Here is a 14,438-nt window from a genome sequence, read left to right as displayed (position 1 = left end):
ACTAGAGAGAGTCCGAACCATGGCCTACCAAGCCCAGGAAATCTTCTTCCGCTCCAACGCCCCCGTCACCGTGGACGAGGACAAATGCATCGCCGAAAAGGGCTGCACCGTGTGCGTCGACGTCTGCCCGATGGACCTGCTGGCGATCAACCCGGCCACGCAAAAGGCCTACATGGCGTTCGATGAATGCTGGTACTGCATGCCGTGCGAAAAGGACTGCCCGACCGGCGCGGTGAAAGTCGAAATCCCGTACCTGCTCCGCTAAAACGCTATCCGGCAACACCGGACGCCTGATTCAAGACACCCCTCGTTTCCCACCGCGCCCTGATCGCGGCGGAGACGAACATCCTATAAATGATTCGAGGGGATTCAACCATGTTGCGTGCAGCAATCGCCGGTCTGGTACTGGCTTCGTTCACCTTGTCGGCCTCGGCCGAAACCATCCGCATCGCCATCGGCACCCAGGACACCACCATCAACTGCGCCGCCGGCGGGCTGTTGATCCGCGAGCTGGGCCTGCTCGACAAATACCTGCCCCACGACGGCGCCTACAAGGACGCCAAATATGATGTGCAGTGGAAGAACTTCACCAGCGGTGCGCCGCTGACCAACGAGATGGTCGCCGGCAAACTCGACTTTGGCGCCATGGCCGATTTCCCCGGTGCGTTCAACGGCGTGGCGTTTGAAACCGCCGGCAAACACAGCCTGTTCATCAGCGTGTTGTCGGGCAGCATCAAGGGCAGCGGCAATGGCATCGTGGTGCCGAGCGCGTCCGGCGTGCAGTCGCTGAGCGAACTCAAGGGCAAGACCATTTCGGTGCCGTTCGCCTCCACCGCCCACGGCATGCTGCTGCGCGCGGTGGCGGAGCAGGGCTGGGATCCGCTGAAGGATGTGAACATCATCGCCCAGCCGCCGGAAGTTGCCGGCTCCGCGTTGCAGGCCGGCAAGATCGACGCCCACGCCGACTTTGTACCGTTCGCCGAACTGTTCCCGAGCCGTGGCTTCGCCCGCAAGATCTACGACGGCGCCCAGGCCAATGCGCCGACCTTCCATGGTGCGTTGGTGGATCAGGCCTACGCCAAGAAGTACCCGGAAATCGTCGTCGCCTACCTGCGCGCAAGCATCGAGGCCAATCAACTGCTGGCCGCCGAACCGGAGAAGTACAGTGAACTGATCGCCAAGGTCACTGGCGTCGATGCCGAGGTCAATTACCTGTTCCACGGCCCGCTCGGCGTGCAGACCCGTGACCTGAGCTGGAAACCGGAATATCGCCAGGCCGTGGGCACTGCCATCGACACGCTGAAGCTGCTGAAGAAGGCGGATCGCGGGCTCGACCTGAATACCTTTATCGACGATCAGTACATCCGCGCGGCGTTCAAGGCCTCGAATCTGGATTACACCGCGCAACTGGCCAACTACGCACAGACGCCGTTGAAGTCTGTCGATGCGGTGACTGGAAAAGCCATTTCTGATTTCAGCCATGTCGCGGAAATCTGGGTGCGCGGTGAGGACAAAGTCCGGCGTTATGCCTCGGCTGAAGAGGCGTTTACCGCACTGGCCGGTCTGAAATCGGAAGGCAAGAACATTCGGGCGGTGTATGCCCAGGCGAGTGACAGCGGGATCAAGTTGCTGGCGGAGCAGGCGTGGTTTGCCAGTGATGGGAAGGGGCGGTTGAGTGCGTTCCTGCTCAAGGGGCAGGCGCAGCAATTTGCTTCGGCGCAGGGTGGGAAGGTCTTCGACTTCACTGATGCCACCGCGCAGGCCGTTGCCACCCGCTGATTTACAGATCGTTCCCACGTAGATCGTTCCCACGCAGAGCGTGGGAACGATCAGAGGTGATATATGTTTTCACGCTGGATCCCCCGAGCCGCCTCACTGCTGCTCTGCCTGCTCTTCTGGCAACTAGCCGCCAGCCACCACTGGAACCTCGGCCTCGTCACCTTCGCCAACGTCCCAACCCCGTTGGCCGTGATCGAAGCCGCCCTCGGCCTCGGCGACTCCGGCAAGCTCATCCAACACCTGACCGCCAGCCTCAGCCGAGTCTTCGCCGGTTACCTAGCGGCACTGATCATCGGCATCGCCCTGGGCCTGGCCATCGGCCGGTCGAAATGGGCCGAAGACCTGCTGCTGCCACCGCTGGAAGTCCTGCGCCCGATTCCCGCCGTCGCATGGATTCCACTGGCGATCCTGATGTTCCCGTCGTCGGAGCTGTCGATGGTCTTCATCACCTTTACCGGCGCGCTGTTCCCGATCCTGCTCAACACCGTGCACGGCGTCGAAGGCGTCGACCCGCGCCTGATCGCCTCGGCCAGAAGCCTTGGGGCAGGGCGTCGGGCGATCCTGCTGGAAGTGATCCTGCCGGGCGCTGCGCCGAGCATCATCACCGGGCTGGCGATCGGCATGGGCACGTCGTGGTTCTGTCTGGTGACCGCCGAAATGATCTCCGGCCAGTTCGGCATCGGTTACTACACCTGGGAGTCCTACACCATTCAGAACTACGCCGACATCGTGGTCGGCATGTTGCTGATCGGCGTGTTGGGCATGGGCAGCAGCCTGCTGATCAAACGCCTGGGCGGGCTGTTCACGCCCTGGCACCGACCACGAGGAAAAGCCTGATGAGCGTGATGCAAACCCCCGAAGGGCGGATCGACATCCGCCAGTTATCCATCGTTCTCGGCGAAGGTCGGCAAGCGTTTGAAGCGGTGCAGGGGCTGGATTGCCAGATCGAGCCGGGCCAGTTCGTGTGCATTCTCGGCCCGTCCGGTTGTGGTAAATCGACCTTGCTCGGCGCGCTGGCCGGGCATCTGCAACCCCATGGCGGGCAGTTGAAAGTCGATGGCGCCGAGGTGTCTGGCCCGTCGCCGCAGCGCGGCATGGTGTTCCAGCATCACACCCTGTTCCCGTGGCGCACGATCCGCGACAACGTTGCTTTCGGCCTGAAGATGCGCGGCATCGGCAAGGCCGAGCGCCATCGTGCCGCCGATGAAATCCTCAAACTGGTCGGCCTCGAAGGTTTCGCCGACCGCTGGCCGGATCAACTCTCCGGCGGGATGCAGCAACGGGTGGAAATCGCCCGAGTGCTGGTCAACCGGCCACGGCTGTTGCTGATGGACGAACCCTTCGGCGCACTGGACGCGTTGACCCGACTGAACATGCAGGAACTGCTGCTGGACATCTGGACGCGGATTCGCACCACCGTAGTGTTCGTCACCCATGACATCGACGAAGCGCTGTTCCTCGCCGACCGCTTGCTGGTGATGAGCGCACGGCCGGGGCGGATCATCGAAGACTTGCGTCTGGACTTCCCCCGGCCACGCACCACCGAACTGGTCACCAGCAGCGAGTTTTCGCGCCTCAAGCGCCACTGCCTCGACCTGCTGCGCCACGACAACGACCGACCGCTGCCGCGCCTCAACCCGCTCGGTTTGCCTCCTGAAAACTCCTTGCCGCGATTTGCCCTATGACCTCATTTTTTGCTGTGACCGATAACGACGAGATTCTCGCCCTGCAACCACGCCTGACCGCCGATGATGCCGGAGTGCGTCGGATAGCCCTGATCGACCTGGCTGACCTCGAAGAGCCGGACGGCTTGCTCTGGCTGGTCGAGCGACTGGCCGAAGACCCGGCCGAAGAAGTGCGTGCCGAAGCGGCGCGTCTATTGGAAGCCTGGGAAGACGAGCCGGTGGTTGAAGCGCTGTGCCAGGCCCTGACGGATCCGTCCCCGGCCGTGCAAGCCGCTGCGGCGCAGAGCCTGAGCCTGCTCAAAACCGAAGCGGCGGGCAGGGTAATTCTGCCGTGGACCGCCCATGCCGAAACCGGCGTACGGATTGCCGCGTTCCGGGCCTTGCGTGAATTGCGTTTCCCCGGCGCTGCGCCGGCCGCGATTCAGGCGCTGAACGATGCCGACGCCAGCGTGCGCCGCGAAGCCGTCGGCGTGCTCGGCTGGCTCAAGCAACTCGACGCGTTGCCAGCCTTGGCCCGCTTGGCGAGTGATGACCCGGACACCGAAGTGCGCCGCGCAGCCACCGGTGCTCTGGGTCTGGCAAGTGGCGCCGAGGTGCTGCCCGCATTGCGTCAGGCTTTGCAGGATGACGCCTGGCAAGTGCGCGAAGAAGCCGCGACCACACTTGGCAAAGTCGGCCATGCCGATGCAGGCCCGGCACTGATCGAAGCTTTGGCCGACGACTACTGGCAGGTTCGCCTGCGCGCCACTCGCAGCCTCGGGCGCCTCAAGTACGTCGCAGCCCTCGACGCCCTGATCGATACCCTCGGTCATCGCATCAGCAACCTGCGCAAGGAAGCGGCGCTGGCGCTGGGCGAGTTGAATGATCGTGGGGCCGTGGCGGCATTGCAGGCCGCGCAGGATGACGGCGACCCGGAAGTGCGCAAGGCCGTGCGGATTGCCTTGAGTCAGCTGCAATGAATCCGCTGGCGATCGGCAATTCCCAAAGTGAACACCGGTTGCGGCTGAGCTGGCCGGATGGCCGCGAGCAGTTGCTCGACCACGCCGAACTGCGCCGCCAGTGCCCGTGTTCGCAGTGCCGGGCGTTTCGCCTGCGAGGTTCGATTCCGCTGGTGGATGATCGAGTGCGTGTGGTCGAACTCAACCCCCAGGGTTACGGCCTGCAACTGGTGTTCAGCGATGGTCATCAGCGCGGGATCTACCCGTGGCAATACCTGGCGCAACTCAAAGCCTAGGCTCACCACAATCAACCGGGGCTCAGAAGGATTTGCTGACGCTGGCCACCACCGTCGCCGTGCACACATCCTTGAAGCCCCAGTTGCTCAGGCATTGGTTCTGCGAGAGGTCGGTGTCGATGTAGCTCAGACCCAGCACCACGCCGGCCAGGTTGTGGGTCAGTTTGACTTCCCACTCCCGGTAGGACTCTTCGCTGTGACCGGATGCCGAATACAGGTGCGGGTCCTTGAAGTCCATGTTGCCGTAGCGCAGCTTCAGCCCGGAATCGAACGGCAATTCGGTTTCATAGCCGATGTAGCTGTAGAGCGAACTCTGTTTGCTGTCGATGCCCGGCGCATCACTTGAGTAGTACGCCGCCAGCTTCACGCCGTAGACGCCGAGAATCCCGTAGACCTCGGTCTGATTGAACTGGCTTTCCCTGGGGTAGGCGTAGCGAATGCTGCCCAGGTCCAGGCTCACCTGCTCGGTGGCCTGCCACAGCCAGCCAGCGTAGTAATCGACTTCCTGACGGGTTTTCAGGCCACCGCCGAAATCGACGTTCGAACTCCACGCGCCGAGGTACAGGCCGCTGCTGTGGGCCAGGGTCAAACCGGCCTGCACCGCCGGATCGTTCTGGGTCTGGGAGATGCCGCGAGTGCGGTAGTCGCTGGCCAGGGTCAGGTCGACCAGCACCGCAAAGTCATCGTTCAGGGGAATCGCGTGGCTGCTCAAGGGCAGCAGGCTCAAGGACGTGAGGGCGAGCAGGGGCATGGCTTTCATGTGAAGTCCCGATGTTGTGATTGTTATGGGCAGGAAGCGGGCAAGGCTGCGCCGGACCCCGGCGGTTGGCGCGGGGGCGGGCAGGGGGTACGGCGATTGTTATTAGAGGGTCGGTGCGTAGACCTGACGGCCGGCGAACCAGGTTTGCAGGACCTGGGTGTCATGCAGGGCCTTGTCGTCGACGCTGAACACGTCGCGATCGAGCACGATGAAATCGGCCTGTTTGCCGGGGCTCAGCGAGCCGATCTGTTGCTCCAGGCCGATGGTCCGCGCGGCATTGACGGTGTAGGCGTAGAACATGGTTTCGCGGTCCAGGCGTTCGTCGGCGTTGAGCACGCCCAGCGGCCCGACGCGGGTGATGGCCTGGGCCATGGCATTCCACGGGTTCGGCGAGGACACCGGCCAGTCGCTGGCGCCGGCAATTGTCGCGCCTTGCTTGAGCAGCGAATGCGCCGGGTATTGATAGCGGAAGGCTAGGGCGCTGACGTAAGGCTTGATCATGTCGGTGGTGTAGTCGTCGGCGCTGGCCCACAGCAGTTGCATCGAGGCAATCACGTTCAACGGCTTGAAGCGGGCGAACTCCTTCGGGTTGACCATTTGCAGGTGGGTGATCGAGTGCGTCACGCCGCTCTGTCGATCCTTGCGCGCCTGGGCGATGCCGTTCAGTGATTCGCGCACCGCGCGGTCGCCGATGGCGTGGATGTGCACCAGCCAGCCGCGCTGGTCGATGGCGCTGACCAGTTCACCGAAGTGCTGCGGATCGATCAGCAACTCGCCCTGTTTGTGGGAGTTGCTGTAAGGATCGATCATCGCTGCGCTCTGGGCCGGGTATTCGATCACGCCGTCAGCGAAGATCTTGATTCCGGGCAGGGTCAGGTTGGGAATGCCCTGAAATTGCTGGCGTACCTTGTCGAGGGTATCGAGATCGGCCGGGACGCTTTTCGGATTGGCCACCAGCAGCGCGGCAACGTGGGCGGTCATGCCGCCGCTTTCCGACAGGGCTTTGTAGGCCGGCAGCACGCCGACAGTTTTCTCGGTGGGCTTGAGCGCGAACACCGGCTCGCCCGGGGCGGCGTTGGCGGCGGGGTCCATCCACGCGGTGATGCCGAGGCTGTTATTGAAACGCACCGCCGATTGCGCCGCCTTGAGCATGTCGGCAGGGCTCGGTACCGGCATTTTCGAGGCGACGCGATCCCAACCGGCATCGACCACAAAGCCGTTCGGCTCGCCGCTGGGCAGTTTGCCGATGGTGTCTTTTTCCGCGTCAGGCAGGGTTTTCAGCAGCGCGGCGTCGATGCCCGCACGCTTGAGCATCACATTGTTGGCCCACGCCGTGTGGTGATCACTGCCGGTGAACACCACCGGCACGTTGGCCCATTCGCCGTGGTTGAAGATTTTGCCCAGCGCTTCAGCCTTGGCCCAGTACGCCGAACTCATGCCGGCCACGCTCAACACATCGCCATGCCGGGCCTTGCCGTCGTCACGCCAGCCGCGCAGGCGTTTTTCCAGTTCATCAAGACCGACCACGTCGTCTTCCATGTTCGCCGAGACCATTTCCAGCCCGCCGAAAATCGCGTGGGAATGGCTGTCGATCAGGCCGGGCATCAGCGCCTGGCCTTTAAGGTCGATGACTTGGGTGCCGGGCTCGATCAAGGCTTTGATCTGCGCATCCGTGCCGACTTTCAGCACCTTGCCGTTCTCCACGGCCAGCGCCTGAACCTTCGGCTGAGCACGGTCGGCGGTGAAAATCTTGCCGTTGAGCAGCACCAGATCGGTGGCGGCCATGGCTTCCATCGAGGCAAAACTCACAGCGGCGATCAAGACATTTTTGGTGAAAAGCGGGATGAATCTTTTCATTGAACATTTCCTTGTTATTGCGTCTGATGGCCAGATTAGTGGCTGCCAACGCCCGACAGAACGCCTCCCTCACGAAAAACGTTTTTGCCTGAATGGAAAAAGCATGGACAAGCTGGGTGCACTGAAAATGTTCGTGGTCACCGCGCAGCTCGGCAGTTTCAGCCGCGCCGCCGAGCAATTGGGCAAGACCCCGTCGGCCCTGACCAAAGCGGTCAATCATCTGGAGTCCGAACTTGGCGCGCGGTTGTTCGAGCGCAGCACGCGGCGGATCCTGCTGACCGAAATCGGCCGGCTCTATCTGGAAACCGCACGACAGGTGTTGCAACGGCTGGACGAGGCCAGCGAAGAAATCGAGCAGTTGCAGCACGGCCTGCGCGGCAGCCTGAAAATCACCGCGCCGCTGGCTTACGGGCGAGCGTTTCTCGATCAGGTGTGTGACGGCTTTTTGCAGCAATACCCGCAGATCAGCCTGCAAGTGGACTTGTGCGACGAATTCGTCAATCTGCTGGAAAGCGGCTACGACCTGGCGCTGCGCGAAGGTCATGACGATTTGCCGGGGCTGATTGCGCGGGTGGTCGGCAGCAATCGTCTGGCGCTGTGCGGCAGCCCCGAATACCTGGCGCGCAAGGGCTTGCCGGTGACGCCGCAGACCCTCGATCAGCATGAATGGCTGCTGTATCGGCATCCGTTGCTCAGCCGCGAATTCTGGTGGGCCGAACGCGACGGCCAGCGCCTGAGCCTGGCGCAACCGGCGGCGCCACTGTTGCGCAGCGACAATTACGACCTGCTGCTGGCCAGCGCCCTGGCCGGGCGCGGCTTGCTGCATACGCCGTTGTGGAGCGCTGCGCCGTATATCGCCGACGGGCGACTGGTGCGGGTCATGGCTGATTACGAGATCGACCCTGACAGCTTTGGCCCGCACATCCTGGCGGTGTACCCGAGCCATCGGCGGGCGACGGCCAAGGTTGTGGCGTTTATCGACTACATCGCGGGGTTTCTGGCGGAGCGCGGTTTGAGCTGATGCCGTGCTTCTGATCGTTCCCACGCTCCGCGTGGGAATGCCTCTAGGGACGCTCTGCGTCCAGTGACGCGGAGCGTCACGGGCTGCATTCCCACGCAGAGCGTGGGAACGATCAGTCACAGGATTCGAGCTGACTGGCGGTGCTTGTCAGGAAAATCCCACAGGAGTACAAATGTACTCCATGACGACTCTGACTCCCCGCCGTACCGCCATCCTGACCTTTATCCGCGAACGCATCGCCGAACACGGTCAGCCCCCAAGCCTCGCTGAAATCAGCGAGGCTTTTGGTTTTGCCTCCCGCAGCGTGGCGCGCAAGCATGTGCTGGCGCTGACCGAAGCCGGGTTTATCGAGGTCAATCCGCATCAGGCCCGGGGCATTCGTTTGCTCGGGCAACCGGCGCGGCCGGAACTGCTCGAAGTCCCGGTGCTTGGCCGGGTGGCCGCCGGTGCGCCCATCGGCGCCGATGCCGACATCCACAATCGGCTGATGCTCGACCCCGCGCTGTTCTCCCGTACGCCCGACTACATGTTGCGGGTGCAGGGCGATTCGATGATCGAAGACGGGATTCTCGACGGCGATCTGGTCGGCGTACGCCGCAACCCCGAAGCGCTCAACGGCCAGATCGTGGTGGCGCGGCTCGACGGCGAGGTCACCATCAAACGCTTCGAGCGGATCGGCGATGAGGTTCGCCTGTTGCCGCGCAACCCGGCGTACCAGCCGATTGTCGTGCGGGCCGATCAGGACCTGGCCATCGAAGGGGTGTTCTGCGGCCTGGTGAGGCAAGGCTGATGGGTGCCGTCGTCGCGCTGGATACGCTGTTCAATGGCGGCCAGGTCTGGAAGGGCCGGCCTGCGCCACCGGCCGCCAGCCCGCAACCCACCGGGCACGCGGCGCTGGATGCCGCCTTGCCCAGTGGCGGCTGGCCGGAAGCGGCGCTGAGCGAAATCCTGCTGGCCGGGCCCGGTGTCGGCGAACTGCAACTGGTGTGGCCGACCCTGGCGCGGCTGTCGGCGGCGGGCGAGCGCATCGTGCTGGTGGCGCCGCCGTTCGTGCCGTATCCGCAGGCCTGGGCCAATGCCGGGGTCGATCTGCGTCAGTTGTCGGTGATCCAGGCCAGCGAGCGCGATGCGTTGTGGGCGGCAGAACAATGCCTGCGTTCGGGCAGTTGCGGCGCAGTGCTGTGTTGGCCGCACAAGGCCGATGACCGCGCCTTGCGCCGTTTGCAGGTAGCGGCGGAAACCGGCCAGACCCTCGCGTTCGCGTGGCGACCCTTGAGCGAAGCGGTCAATCCGTCGCCGGCCGCATTGCGCATTGCCATCGATGCCCGCCCGGCGCAATTGCGCGTACTCAAATGCCGGGGCGGGCTGGCGCGCAGCGCACCGATTGCCTTTACCGTGGGGCATTGAGGTCGCCATGCGCTGGGTTTGCATTCTGTTCCCGCAATTGGCCCTCGACGCCGTGCTGCGCCAACGTCCCGATCCCGACCAACCGTTGGCGCTGCTCAGCGGCCCGGCCCAGCGCCGGGTGCTGCAAGCGGTCAACCCGGCGGCGCGGGCATTGGGGTTGCGTCCGGGGCAGTCGATGACCGCCGCGCAGGCCATGAGCAAAGGTTTTGTCACCGTCGATTACGACGCGGCCGAGGTCGAGCACTGGCAGCAGTTTCTCGCCGCCTGGGCCTATCGTTTCAGCGCGCAGGTCAGCGTGCATTACCCGCGCACCGTGGTGTTCGAGATCGAGTCGAGCCTCGGGCTGTTCGGTTCCTGGGCGCAGTTCGAAGCGCTATTACGTACTGAGCTGACGGAGCTGGGCTTTCGTCACCGCATCGTCGCCGCGCCCAACCCGGTGGCGGCGCGGGTGTTGGCCAACGCCTATGACGGACTGGTGGTGCCGGATGGTGAAGCCCTGCGCCATCACCTCGGGCAACTGCCGGTCGATCGCATCGGGCTTGAACCGAGCGTGGCCACGGCGTTGTCGCGCATGGGACTACGTAATCTCCATCAGGTGCAGAGTCTGCCGCGTCAGGCCCTGGCCCGGCGTTTCGAGGCACCGATGCTCAAGCATCTGGACACGCTGTTCGGCGCACGGCCGCTGGCGCTGGCGTTCTACCTGCCGCCGGATCGCTTCGATGTGCGCATCGAACTCAATTTCGACGTGCAGTCTCATCAGGCGCTGCTGTTCCCGTTGCGCCGCCTGACCGGTGATCTGTCGGCGTTTCTGTGCGGACGCGACAGCGGCGTGCAGCGCTTCGATCTGCATCTGGAACATGCGGGGTTGCCGGACACGCTGATCAAGGTCGGCCTGCTCAGCGCCGAGCGCGATCCGGCGATGCTCTTTGAACTGGCCCGTGGCCGATTGGAGCAGGTGCAGGTCGAGGCCCCGGTGCGCGGTTTTCGTCTGCGCGCCGAGGACCTGCCGAGTTTCGTGCCGCAGTTCCAGGAGCTGTTCGACGACCGCCCGCAGCAGACCTTGCCCTGGGAGCAACTGCGCGAACGCCTGCGTGCGCGGCTGGGCGATGACGCGGTGCAGGGCCTGCGCTTCCAGGCCGATCATCGACCGGAGTGCGCGTGGCAGAACGCCGACGACAAACAGCGTTGCGCTGCATTGCCGGGCGTGCAGCGTCCGGGTTGGTTGTTGGGCGAGCCGCAGACCGTGCCCGAAGGTTCGGCGCGCATCCTCATGGGCCCGGAACGGATCGAATCCGGCTGGTGGGACGGTGACGACGTGCGCCGTGACTATTACCTGATCCAGAACCGCGCCGGCCAGCAAGGCTGGGCGTACCGGGCAGTGGGTGAGGGCGGCCCGTTGTGGCTGCAGGGCTGGTTCGCGTGAATCAGGGCTATGCCGAGCTGCACTGCCTGTCGAATTTCAGTTTCCAGCGCGGTGCGTCCAGTGCGCTGGAGTTGTTCCAGCGGGCGAAAAAGCACGGCTATCAGGCGCTGGCGATCACTGATGAATGCACCCTCGCCGGGATCGTTCGTGCCTGGCAAGCGGCGAAGTCCGTGGAGCTGCCGCTGATCATCGGCAGCGAGATGCGCATCGAGAACGGCCCGAAACTGGTGTTGCTGGTCGAGAACATCGAGGGTTATCAGGCGTTGTGCGGCTTGATCACCCAGGCTCGACGGCGTACCCAGAAAGGCCAGTATCAAATACTGCGCGAAGATTTCAATGAACCGCTGCCGGGATTGCTGGTGCTGTGGGTGCCGGATACGGTCGATGACGTGGAAGAGGGCCGCTGGCTGAAACAGACCTTCGGTGAACGTTTGTGGCTGGCGGTGCAGTTGCATCGCGGGCAGAACGATCAACAGCGGCTGGCCGCGCTGCTGAGTCTGGCGGGTGAGTTGCAGATTCCAGCGGTGGCCAGCGGTGATGTGCACATGCATGCCCGTGGCCGCCGTGCCTTGCAGGACACCATGACTGCGATCCGTCATCACGTTCCGGTAGCCGAAGCCGGGTTGCGTCTGCACCCCAACGGCGAGCGGCACCTGCGCAGTCTCGACGCATTGAGCGAGTTGTATCCGCAGACCTTGCTGGACGAATCGGTGAGGCTGGCCCACCGCTGCACGTTCGACATCGGCCAGTTGCGCTATCAATACCCCAAAGAGCTGGTGCCCGAGGAACACGACGCCAGTTCCTGGCTGCGTCATTTGACCGAAGAAGGCATCGCCTGGCGCTGGCCACAAGGCGCGCAACCCAAGGTGCTCAAACAGATCGACGATGAGCTGGAACTGATCGCCGAGCTCGGCTACGAAAGCTACTTCCTCACCGTGCACGACGTGGTGCGTTACGCACGGGCGCAGAAAATCCTTTGTCAGGGCCGGGGTTCGGCGGCCAACTCGGCGGTGTGTTTTGCCTTGGGCATCACCGAGATCGACCCGGATCGCACCACGCTGCTGTTCGAACGTTTCATGTCGAGGGAGCGCAACGAGCCGCCGGACATAGACGTGGATTTCGAGCACGAGCGCCGGGAAGAAGTCCTGCAATACGTGTTTCGCCGATATGGCCGCCGTCGTGCGGCGCTGACGGCGGTGGTCAGCACGTATCACGCCGCCGGCGCGGTGCGCGACGTGGCCAAGGCGCTTGGCTTGCCACCGGACCAGATCAATGCGCTGGCCGACTGCTGCGGCCACTGGAGCGATGAAACGCCGCCCGTGGAGCGCTTGCGCGAAAATGGCTTCGACCCGGACAGCCCGATCCTGCACCGGGTGCTGAGCCTGACCGGGCAATTGATCGGCTTCCCCCGACATTTGTCGCAGCACCCCGGCGGTTTCGTGATTTCCGAGCAACCGCTGGACACGCTGGTGCCGGTGGAAAACGCCGCCATGGCCGACCGCACGATCATCCAGTGGGACAAGGACGATCTCGACGCCGTCGGGTTGCTCAAGGTGGATATCCTCGCCCTCGGCATGCTCAGCGCGATTCGCCGCTGTTTCGACCTGCTGCGCCGTCATCGCAATCAGGATCTGAGCCTGGCCACCATCCCGCCTGACGATCGCCCGACCTACGACATGATCAGCCGCGCCGACACCATCGGCGTGTTCCAGATCGAGTCCCGGGCGCAGATGTCGATGCTGCCGCGTTTGCGACCGCAAAACTTCTACGACCTGGTGATCGAGGTGGCCATCGTCCGGCCGGGGCCGATCCAGGGCGGGATGGTGCATCCGTACCTGCGCCGCCGGAACAAGGAAGAAAAGGAAACCTACCCGTCACCGGAACTGGAAGTGGTGCTCAAACGCACCCTCGGCGTGCCGCTGTTTCAGGAACAGGTGATGCAGATCGCCATTGTCGCCGCCGACTACAGCCCCGGCGAGGCCGATCAGTTGCGCCGTTCCATGGCCGCGTGGAAACGCCACGGCGGGCTGGAGCCGCACAAGGAACGGCTGGCTGCCGGCATGAAGAAAAACGGCTACACCCCGGAATTCGCCGCGCAGATCTTCGAACAGATCAAAGGCTTCGGCAGTTACGGTTTTCCCGAGTCCCATGCCGCCAGTTTTGCCTTGTTGACCTATGCCAGTTGCTGGCTCAAGTGCCACGAACCGGCGGCGTTTGCCTGTGCGCTGATCAACAGCTGGCCGATGGGTTTCTACAGCCTGGATCAGATTCTTCAGGATGCGCGCCGGCATCATTTGCAGATCCGTCCGGTGGACGTGCGCGCCAGTGACTGGGATTGCAGCCTGGAGCCGATCACCGGCGAGCAACCGGCAATCCGCATGGGGCTGCGGATGATCAAGGGGTTTCGCGAGGAAGATGCACGGAGTATTGAAAAGGCTCGCACGAGGGGCGCGTTTGCCGATGTCGCCGATCTGGGCGAACGGGCCGGGCTCGACAGTCGGGCCCAGGCATTGCTGGCGGATGCCGGTGCGTTACGCGATCTGGCCGGTCACCGCCATCGGGCACGCTGGGAAGTGGCCGGGGTGCAGAAGCAGCTTGGACTGTTTGCCGGGCTGCCGAGTCAGGAAGAGCCCGATGTGGTGCTGCCGACGCCGAGTGTCAGCGAAGATTTGTTCACCGATTACGCCACTCTCGGCACCACGCTGGGGCCGCACCCGCTGACGTTGTTGCGCGATGAGTTGCGGGCACGACGCTGTCGCAGCTCCCGGGAGTTGCTGGAGGTCGAGCACGGGCGACCGGTCAGCGTGGCGGGGCTGGTGACCGGCCGCCAACGACCGGCCACCGCCAGCGGCGTGACCTTCGTGACGCTGGAGGACGAGTTCGGCAACGTCAACGTGGTGGTCTGGCGTGATCTGGCCGAGCGCCAGCGTCAGGTGCTGGTCGGCTCGCAATTGCTCAAGGTCGATGGCCGCTGGGAGCGTGAAGGCGAAGTCCGGCATCTGATTGCCGGACGCTTGAGTGACCTCAGTCCGTTACTCAACGGGATTCGGGTGCAAAGCCGCGATTTCCACTGACAACCTCTGAACCTGTGTTGATCGTTAGTGATCGTTCCCACGCTCTGCGTGGGAACGCCGCCATGGACGCTCCGCGTCCACTGTGACGCAGAGCGTCACGGGATGCATTCCCACGCGGAGCGTGGGAACGATCGGCAACTGACGGCTGCTGGCCGATACGAAAGCCAATTTGCTGACGTCAAAAAAACCTGTCTTCAG

General features: G+C 63.7%; 13 protein-coding genes. 11 read left to right on the top strand and 2 right to left on the bottom strand.

Features of this window, described 5'->3' with window-relative positions; translation table 11 throughout:
- Nucleotides 1-19: 19 nt before the first annotated feature.
- The 6 genes from AC07VV_RS05995 (at nucleotide 20) to AC07VV_RS05970 (ending at nucleotide 4,698) form a co-directional block, all read left to right on the top strand.
- Nucleotides 20-265 (top strand): 4Fe-4S dicluster domain-containing protein, encoded by a 246-nt coding sequence (locus AC07VV_RS05995; protein WP_007959413.1) that lies wholly within the window; start codon nucleotides 20-22, stop codon nucleotides 263-265.
- 110 nt (nucleotides 266-375) lie between these two features.
- Nucleotides 376-1,779: an ABC transporter substrate-binding protein gene (locus tag AC07VV_RS05990; RefSeq protein WP_495035645.1), complete on the top strand. Its 1,404-nt coding sequence runs from the start codon at nucleotides 376-378 to the stop codon at nucleotides 1,777-1,779.
- A 63-nt stretch (nucleotides 1,780-1,842) separates the two neighbouring features.
- Nucleotides 1,843-2,616 (top strand): ABC transporter permease, encoded by a 774-nt coding sequence (locus AC07VV_RS05985; RefSeq protein WP_495035644.1) that lies wholly within the window; start codon nucleotides 1,843-1,845, stop codon nucleotides 2,614-2,616.
- Complete coding sequence (locus AC07VV_RS05980; protein WP_495035643.1) at nucleotides 2,616-3,464, top strand: ABC transporter ATP-binding protein; 849 nt, start codon at nucleotides 2,616-2,618, stop codon at nucleotides 3,462-3,464. The genes AC07VV_RS05985 and AC07VV_RS05980 overlap by 1 nt, the downstream gene beginning before the upstream one ends.
- Entirely contained in the window at nucleotides 3,461-4,423 is a 963-nt protein-coding gene (locus AC07VV_RS05975) for a HEAT repeat domain-containing protein (RefSeq protein ID WP_495035642.1), read from the top strand. The genes AC07VV_RS05980 and AC07VV_RS05975 overlap by 4 nt, the downstream gene beginning before the upstream one ends.
- The gene (locus AC07VV_RS05970; RefSeq protein ID WP_495035641.1) at nucleotides 4,420-4,698 is read left to right on the top strand and encodes a DUF971 domain-containing protein; all 279 of its coding nucleotides are present in this window, start codon (nucleotides 4,420-4,422) and stop codon (nucleotides 4,696-4,698) included. The genes AC07VV_RS05975 and AC07VV_RS05970 overlap by 4 nt, the downstream gene beginning before the upstream one ends.
- A gap of 22 nt (nucleotides 4,699-4,720) precedes the next feature.
- Here the strand turns inward: AC07VV_RS05970 and AC07VV_RS05965 are convergent, their stop codons facing one another.
- Entirely contained in the window at nucleotides 4,721-5,458 is a 738-nt protein-coding gene (locus AC07VV_RS05965) for a TorF family putative porin (protein WP_495035640.1), read from the bottom strand.
- 102 nt (nucleotides 5,459-5,560) lie between these two features.
- Nucleotides 5,561-7,315, bottom strand: coding sequence for an amidohydrolase (locus AC07VV_RS05960; RefSeq protein WP_495035639.1), 1,755 nt, complete (start codon nucleotides 7,313-7,315; stop codon nucleotides 5,561-5,563).
- A gap of 103 nt (nucleotides 7,316-7,418) precedes the next feature.
- Between AC07VV_RS05960 and AC07VV_RS05955 the strand changes: the two genes are divergently transcribed.
- The 5 genes from AC07VV_RS05955 (at nucleotide 7,419) to AC07VV_RS05935 (ending at nucleotide 14,240) form a co-directional block, all read left to right on the top strand.
- The gene (locus AC07VV_RS05955; protein WP_085745456.1) at nucleotides 7,419-8,336 is read left to right on the top strand and encodes a LysR family transcriptional regulator; all 918 of its coding nucleotides are present in this window, start codon (nucleotides 7,419-7,421) and stop codon (nucleotides 8,334-8,336) included.
- Between the two features lie 172 nt (nucleotides 8,337-8,508).
- Complete coding sequence (gene lexA / locus AC07VV_RS05950; protein ID WP_102621788.1) at nucleotides 8,509-9,126, top strand: transcriptional repressor LexA; 618 nt, start codon at nucleotides 8,509-8,511, stop codon at nucleotides 9,124-9,126.
- Nucleotides 9,126-9,743, top strand: coding sequence for a translesion DNA synthesis-associated protein ImuA (imuA, locus tag AC07VV_RS05945; protein ID WP_011334534.1), 618 nt, complete (start codon nucleotides 9,126-9,128; stop codon nucleotides 9,741-9,743). Before lexA ends, imuA begins: the two co-directional genes overlap by 1 nt.
- Nucleotides 9,744-9,750: 7 nt before the next feature.
- Nucleotides 9,751-11,166 carry a Y-family DNA polymerase gene (locus tag AC07VV_RS05940; protein WP_495035638.1) on the top strand — a complete coding sequence of 472 codons (1,416 nt, stop codon included), beginning with the start codon at nucleotides 9,751-9,753 and terminating at the stop codon, nucleotides 11,164-11,166.
- A complete protein-coding gene (locus tag AC07VV_RS05935) occupies nucleotides 11,142-14,240 on the top strand; it encodes an error-prone DNA polymerase (RefSeq protein ID WP_495035637.1) in 3,099 nt (1,032 codons plus the stop codon). Before AC07VV_RS05940 ends, AC07VV_RS05935 begins: the two co-directional genes overlap by 25 nt.
- The last annotated feature ends 198 nt before the right edge of the window (nucleotides 14,241-14,438 follow it).

Source organism: Pseudomonas sp. GW821-FHT02C04, from assembly GCF_059421845.1.
The sequence above is the reverse complement of the archived record's forward strand: the minus strand, read 5'-3'. Positions and strand labels throughout refer to the sequence as shown.

What these genes read in the sequence shown, in the direction of transcription:
- AC07VV_RS05995 (WP_007959413.1), top strand. Translation starts at nt 20, where the DNA reads ATGGCCTACCAAGCCCAGGAAATCTTCTTCCGCTCCAACGCCCCCGTC.
- AC07VV_RS05990 (WP_495035645.1), top strand. Translation starts at nt 376, where the DNA reads ATGTTGCGTGCAGCAATCGCCGGTCTGGTACTGGCTTCGTTCACCTTG.
- AC07VV_RS05985 (WP_495035644.1), top strand. Translation starts at nt 1,843, where the DNA reads ATGTTTTCACGCTGGATCCCCCGAGCCGCCTCACTGCTGCTCTGCCTG.
- AC07VV_RS05980 (WP_495035643.1), top strand. Translation starts at nt 2,616, where the DNA reads ATGAGCGTGATGCAAACCCCCGAAGGGCGGATCGACATCCGCCAGTTA.
- AC07VV_RS05975 (WP_495035642.1), top strand. Translation starts at nt 3,461, where the DNA reads ATGACCTCATTTTTTGCTGTGACCGATAACGACGAGATTCTCGCCCTG.
- AC07VV_RS05970 (WP_495035641.1), top strand. Translation starts at nt 4,420, where the DNA reads ATGAATCCGCTGGCGATCGGCAATTCCCAAAGTGAACACCGGTTGCGG.
- AC07VV_RS05965 (WP_495035640.1), bottom strand. Translation starts at nt 5,458, where the DNA reads ATGAAAGCCATGCCCCTGCTCGCCCTCACGTCCTTGAGCCTGCTGCCC.
- AC07VV_RS05960 (WP_495035639.1), bottom strand. Translation starts at nt 7,315, where the DNA reads ATGAAAAGATTCATCCCGCTTTTCACCAAAAATGTCTTGATCGCCGCT.
- AC07VV_RS05955 (WP_085745456.1), top strand. Translation starts at nt 7,419, where the DNA reads ATGGACAAGCTGGGTGCACTGAAAATGTTCGTGGTCACCGCGCAGCTC.
- lexA (WP_102621788.1), top strand. Translation starts at nt 8,509, where the DNA reads ATGTACTCCATGACGACTCTGACTCCCCGCCGTACCGCCATCCTGACC.
- imuA (WP_011334534.1), top strand. Translation starts at nt 9,126, where the DNA reads ATGGGTGCCGTCGTCGCGCTGGATACGCTGTTCAATGGCGGCCAGGTC.
- AC07VV_RS05940 (WP_495035638.1), top strand. Translation starts at nt 9,751, where the DNA reads ATGCGCTGGGTTTGCATTCTGTTCCCGCAATTGGCCCTCGACGCCGTG.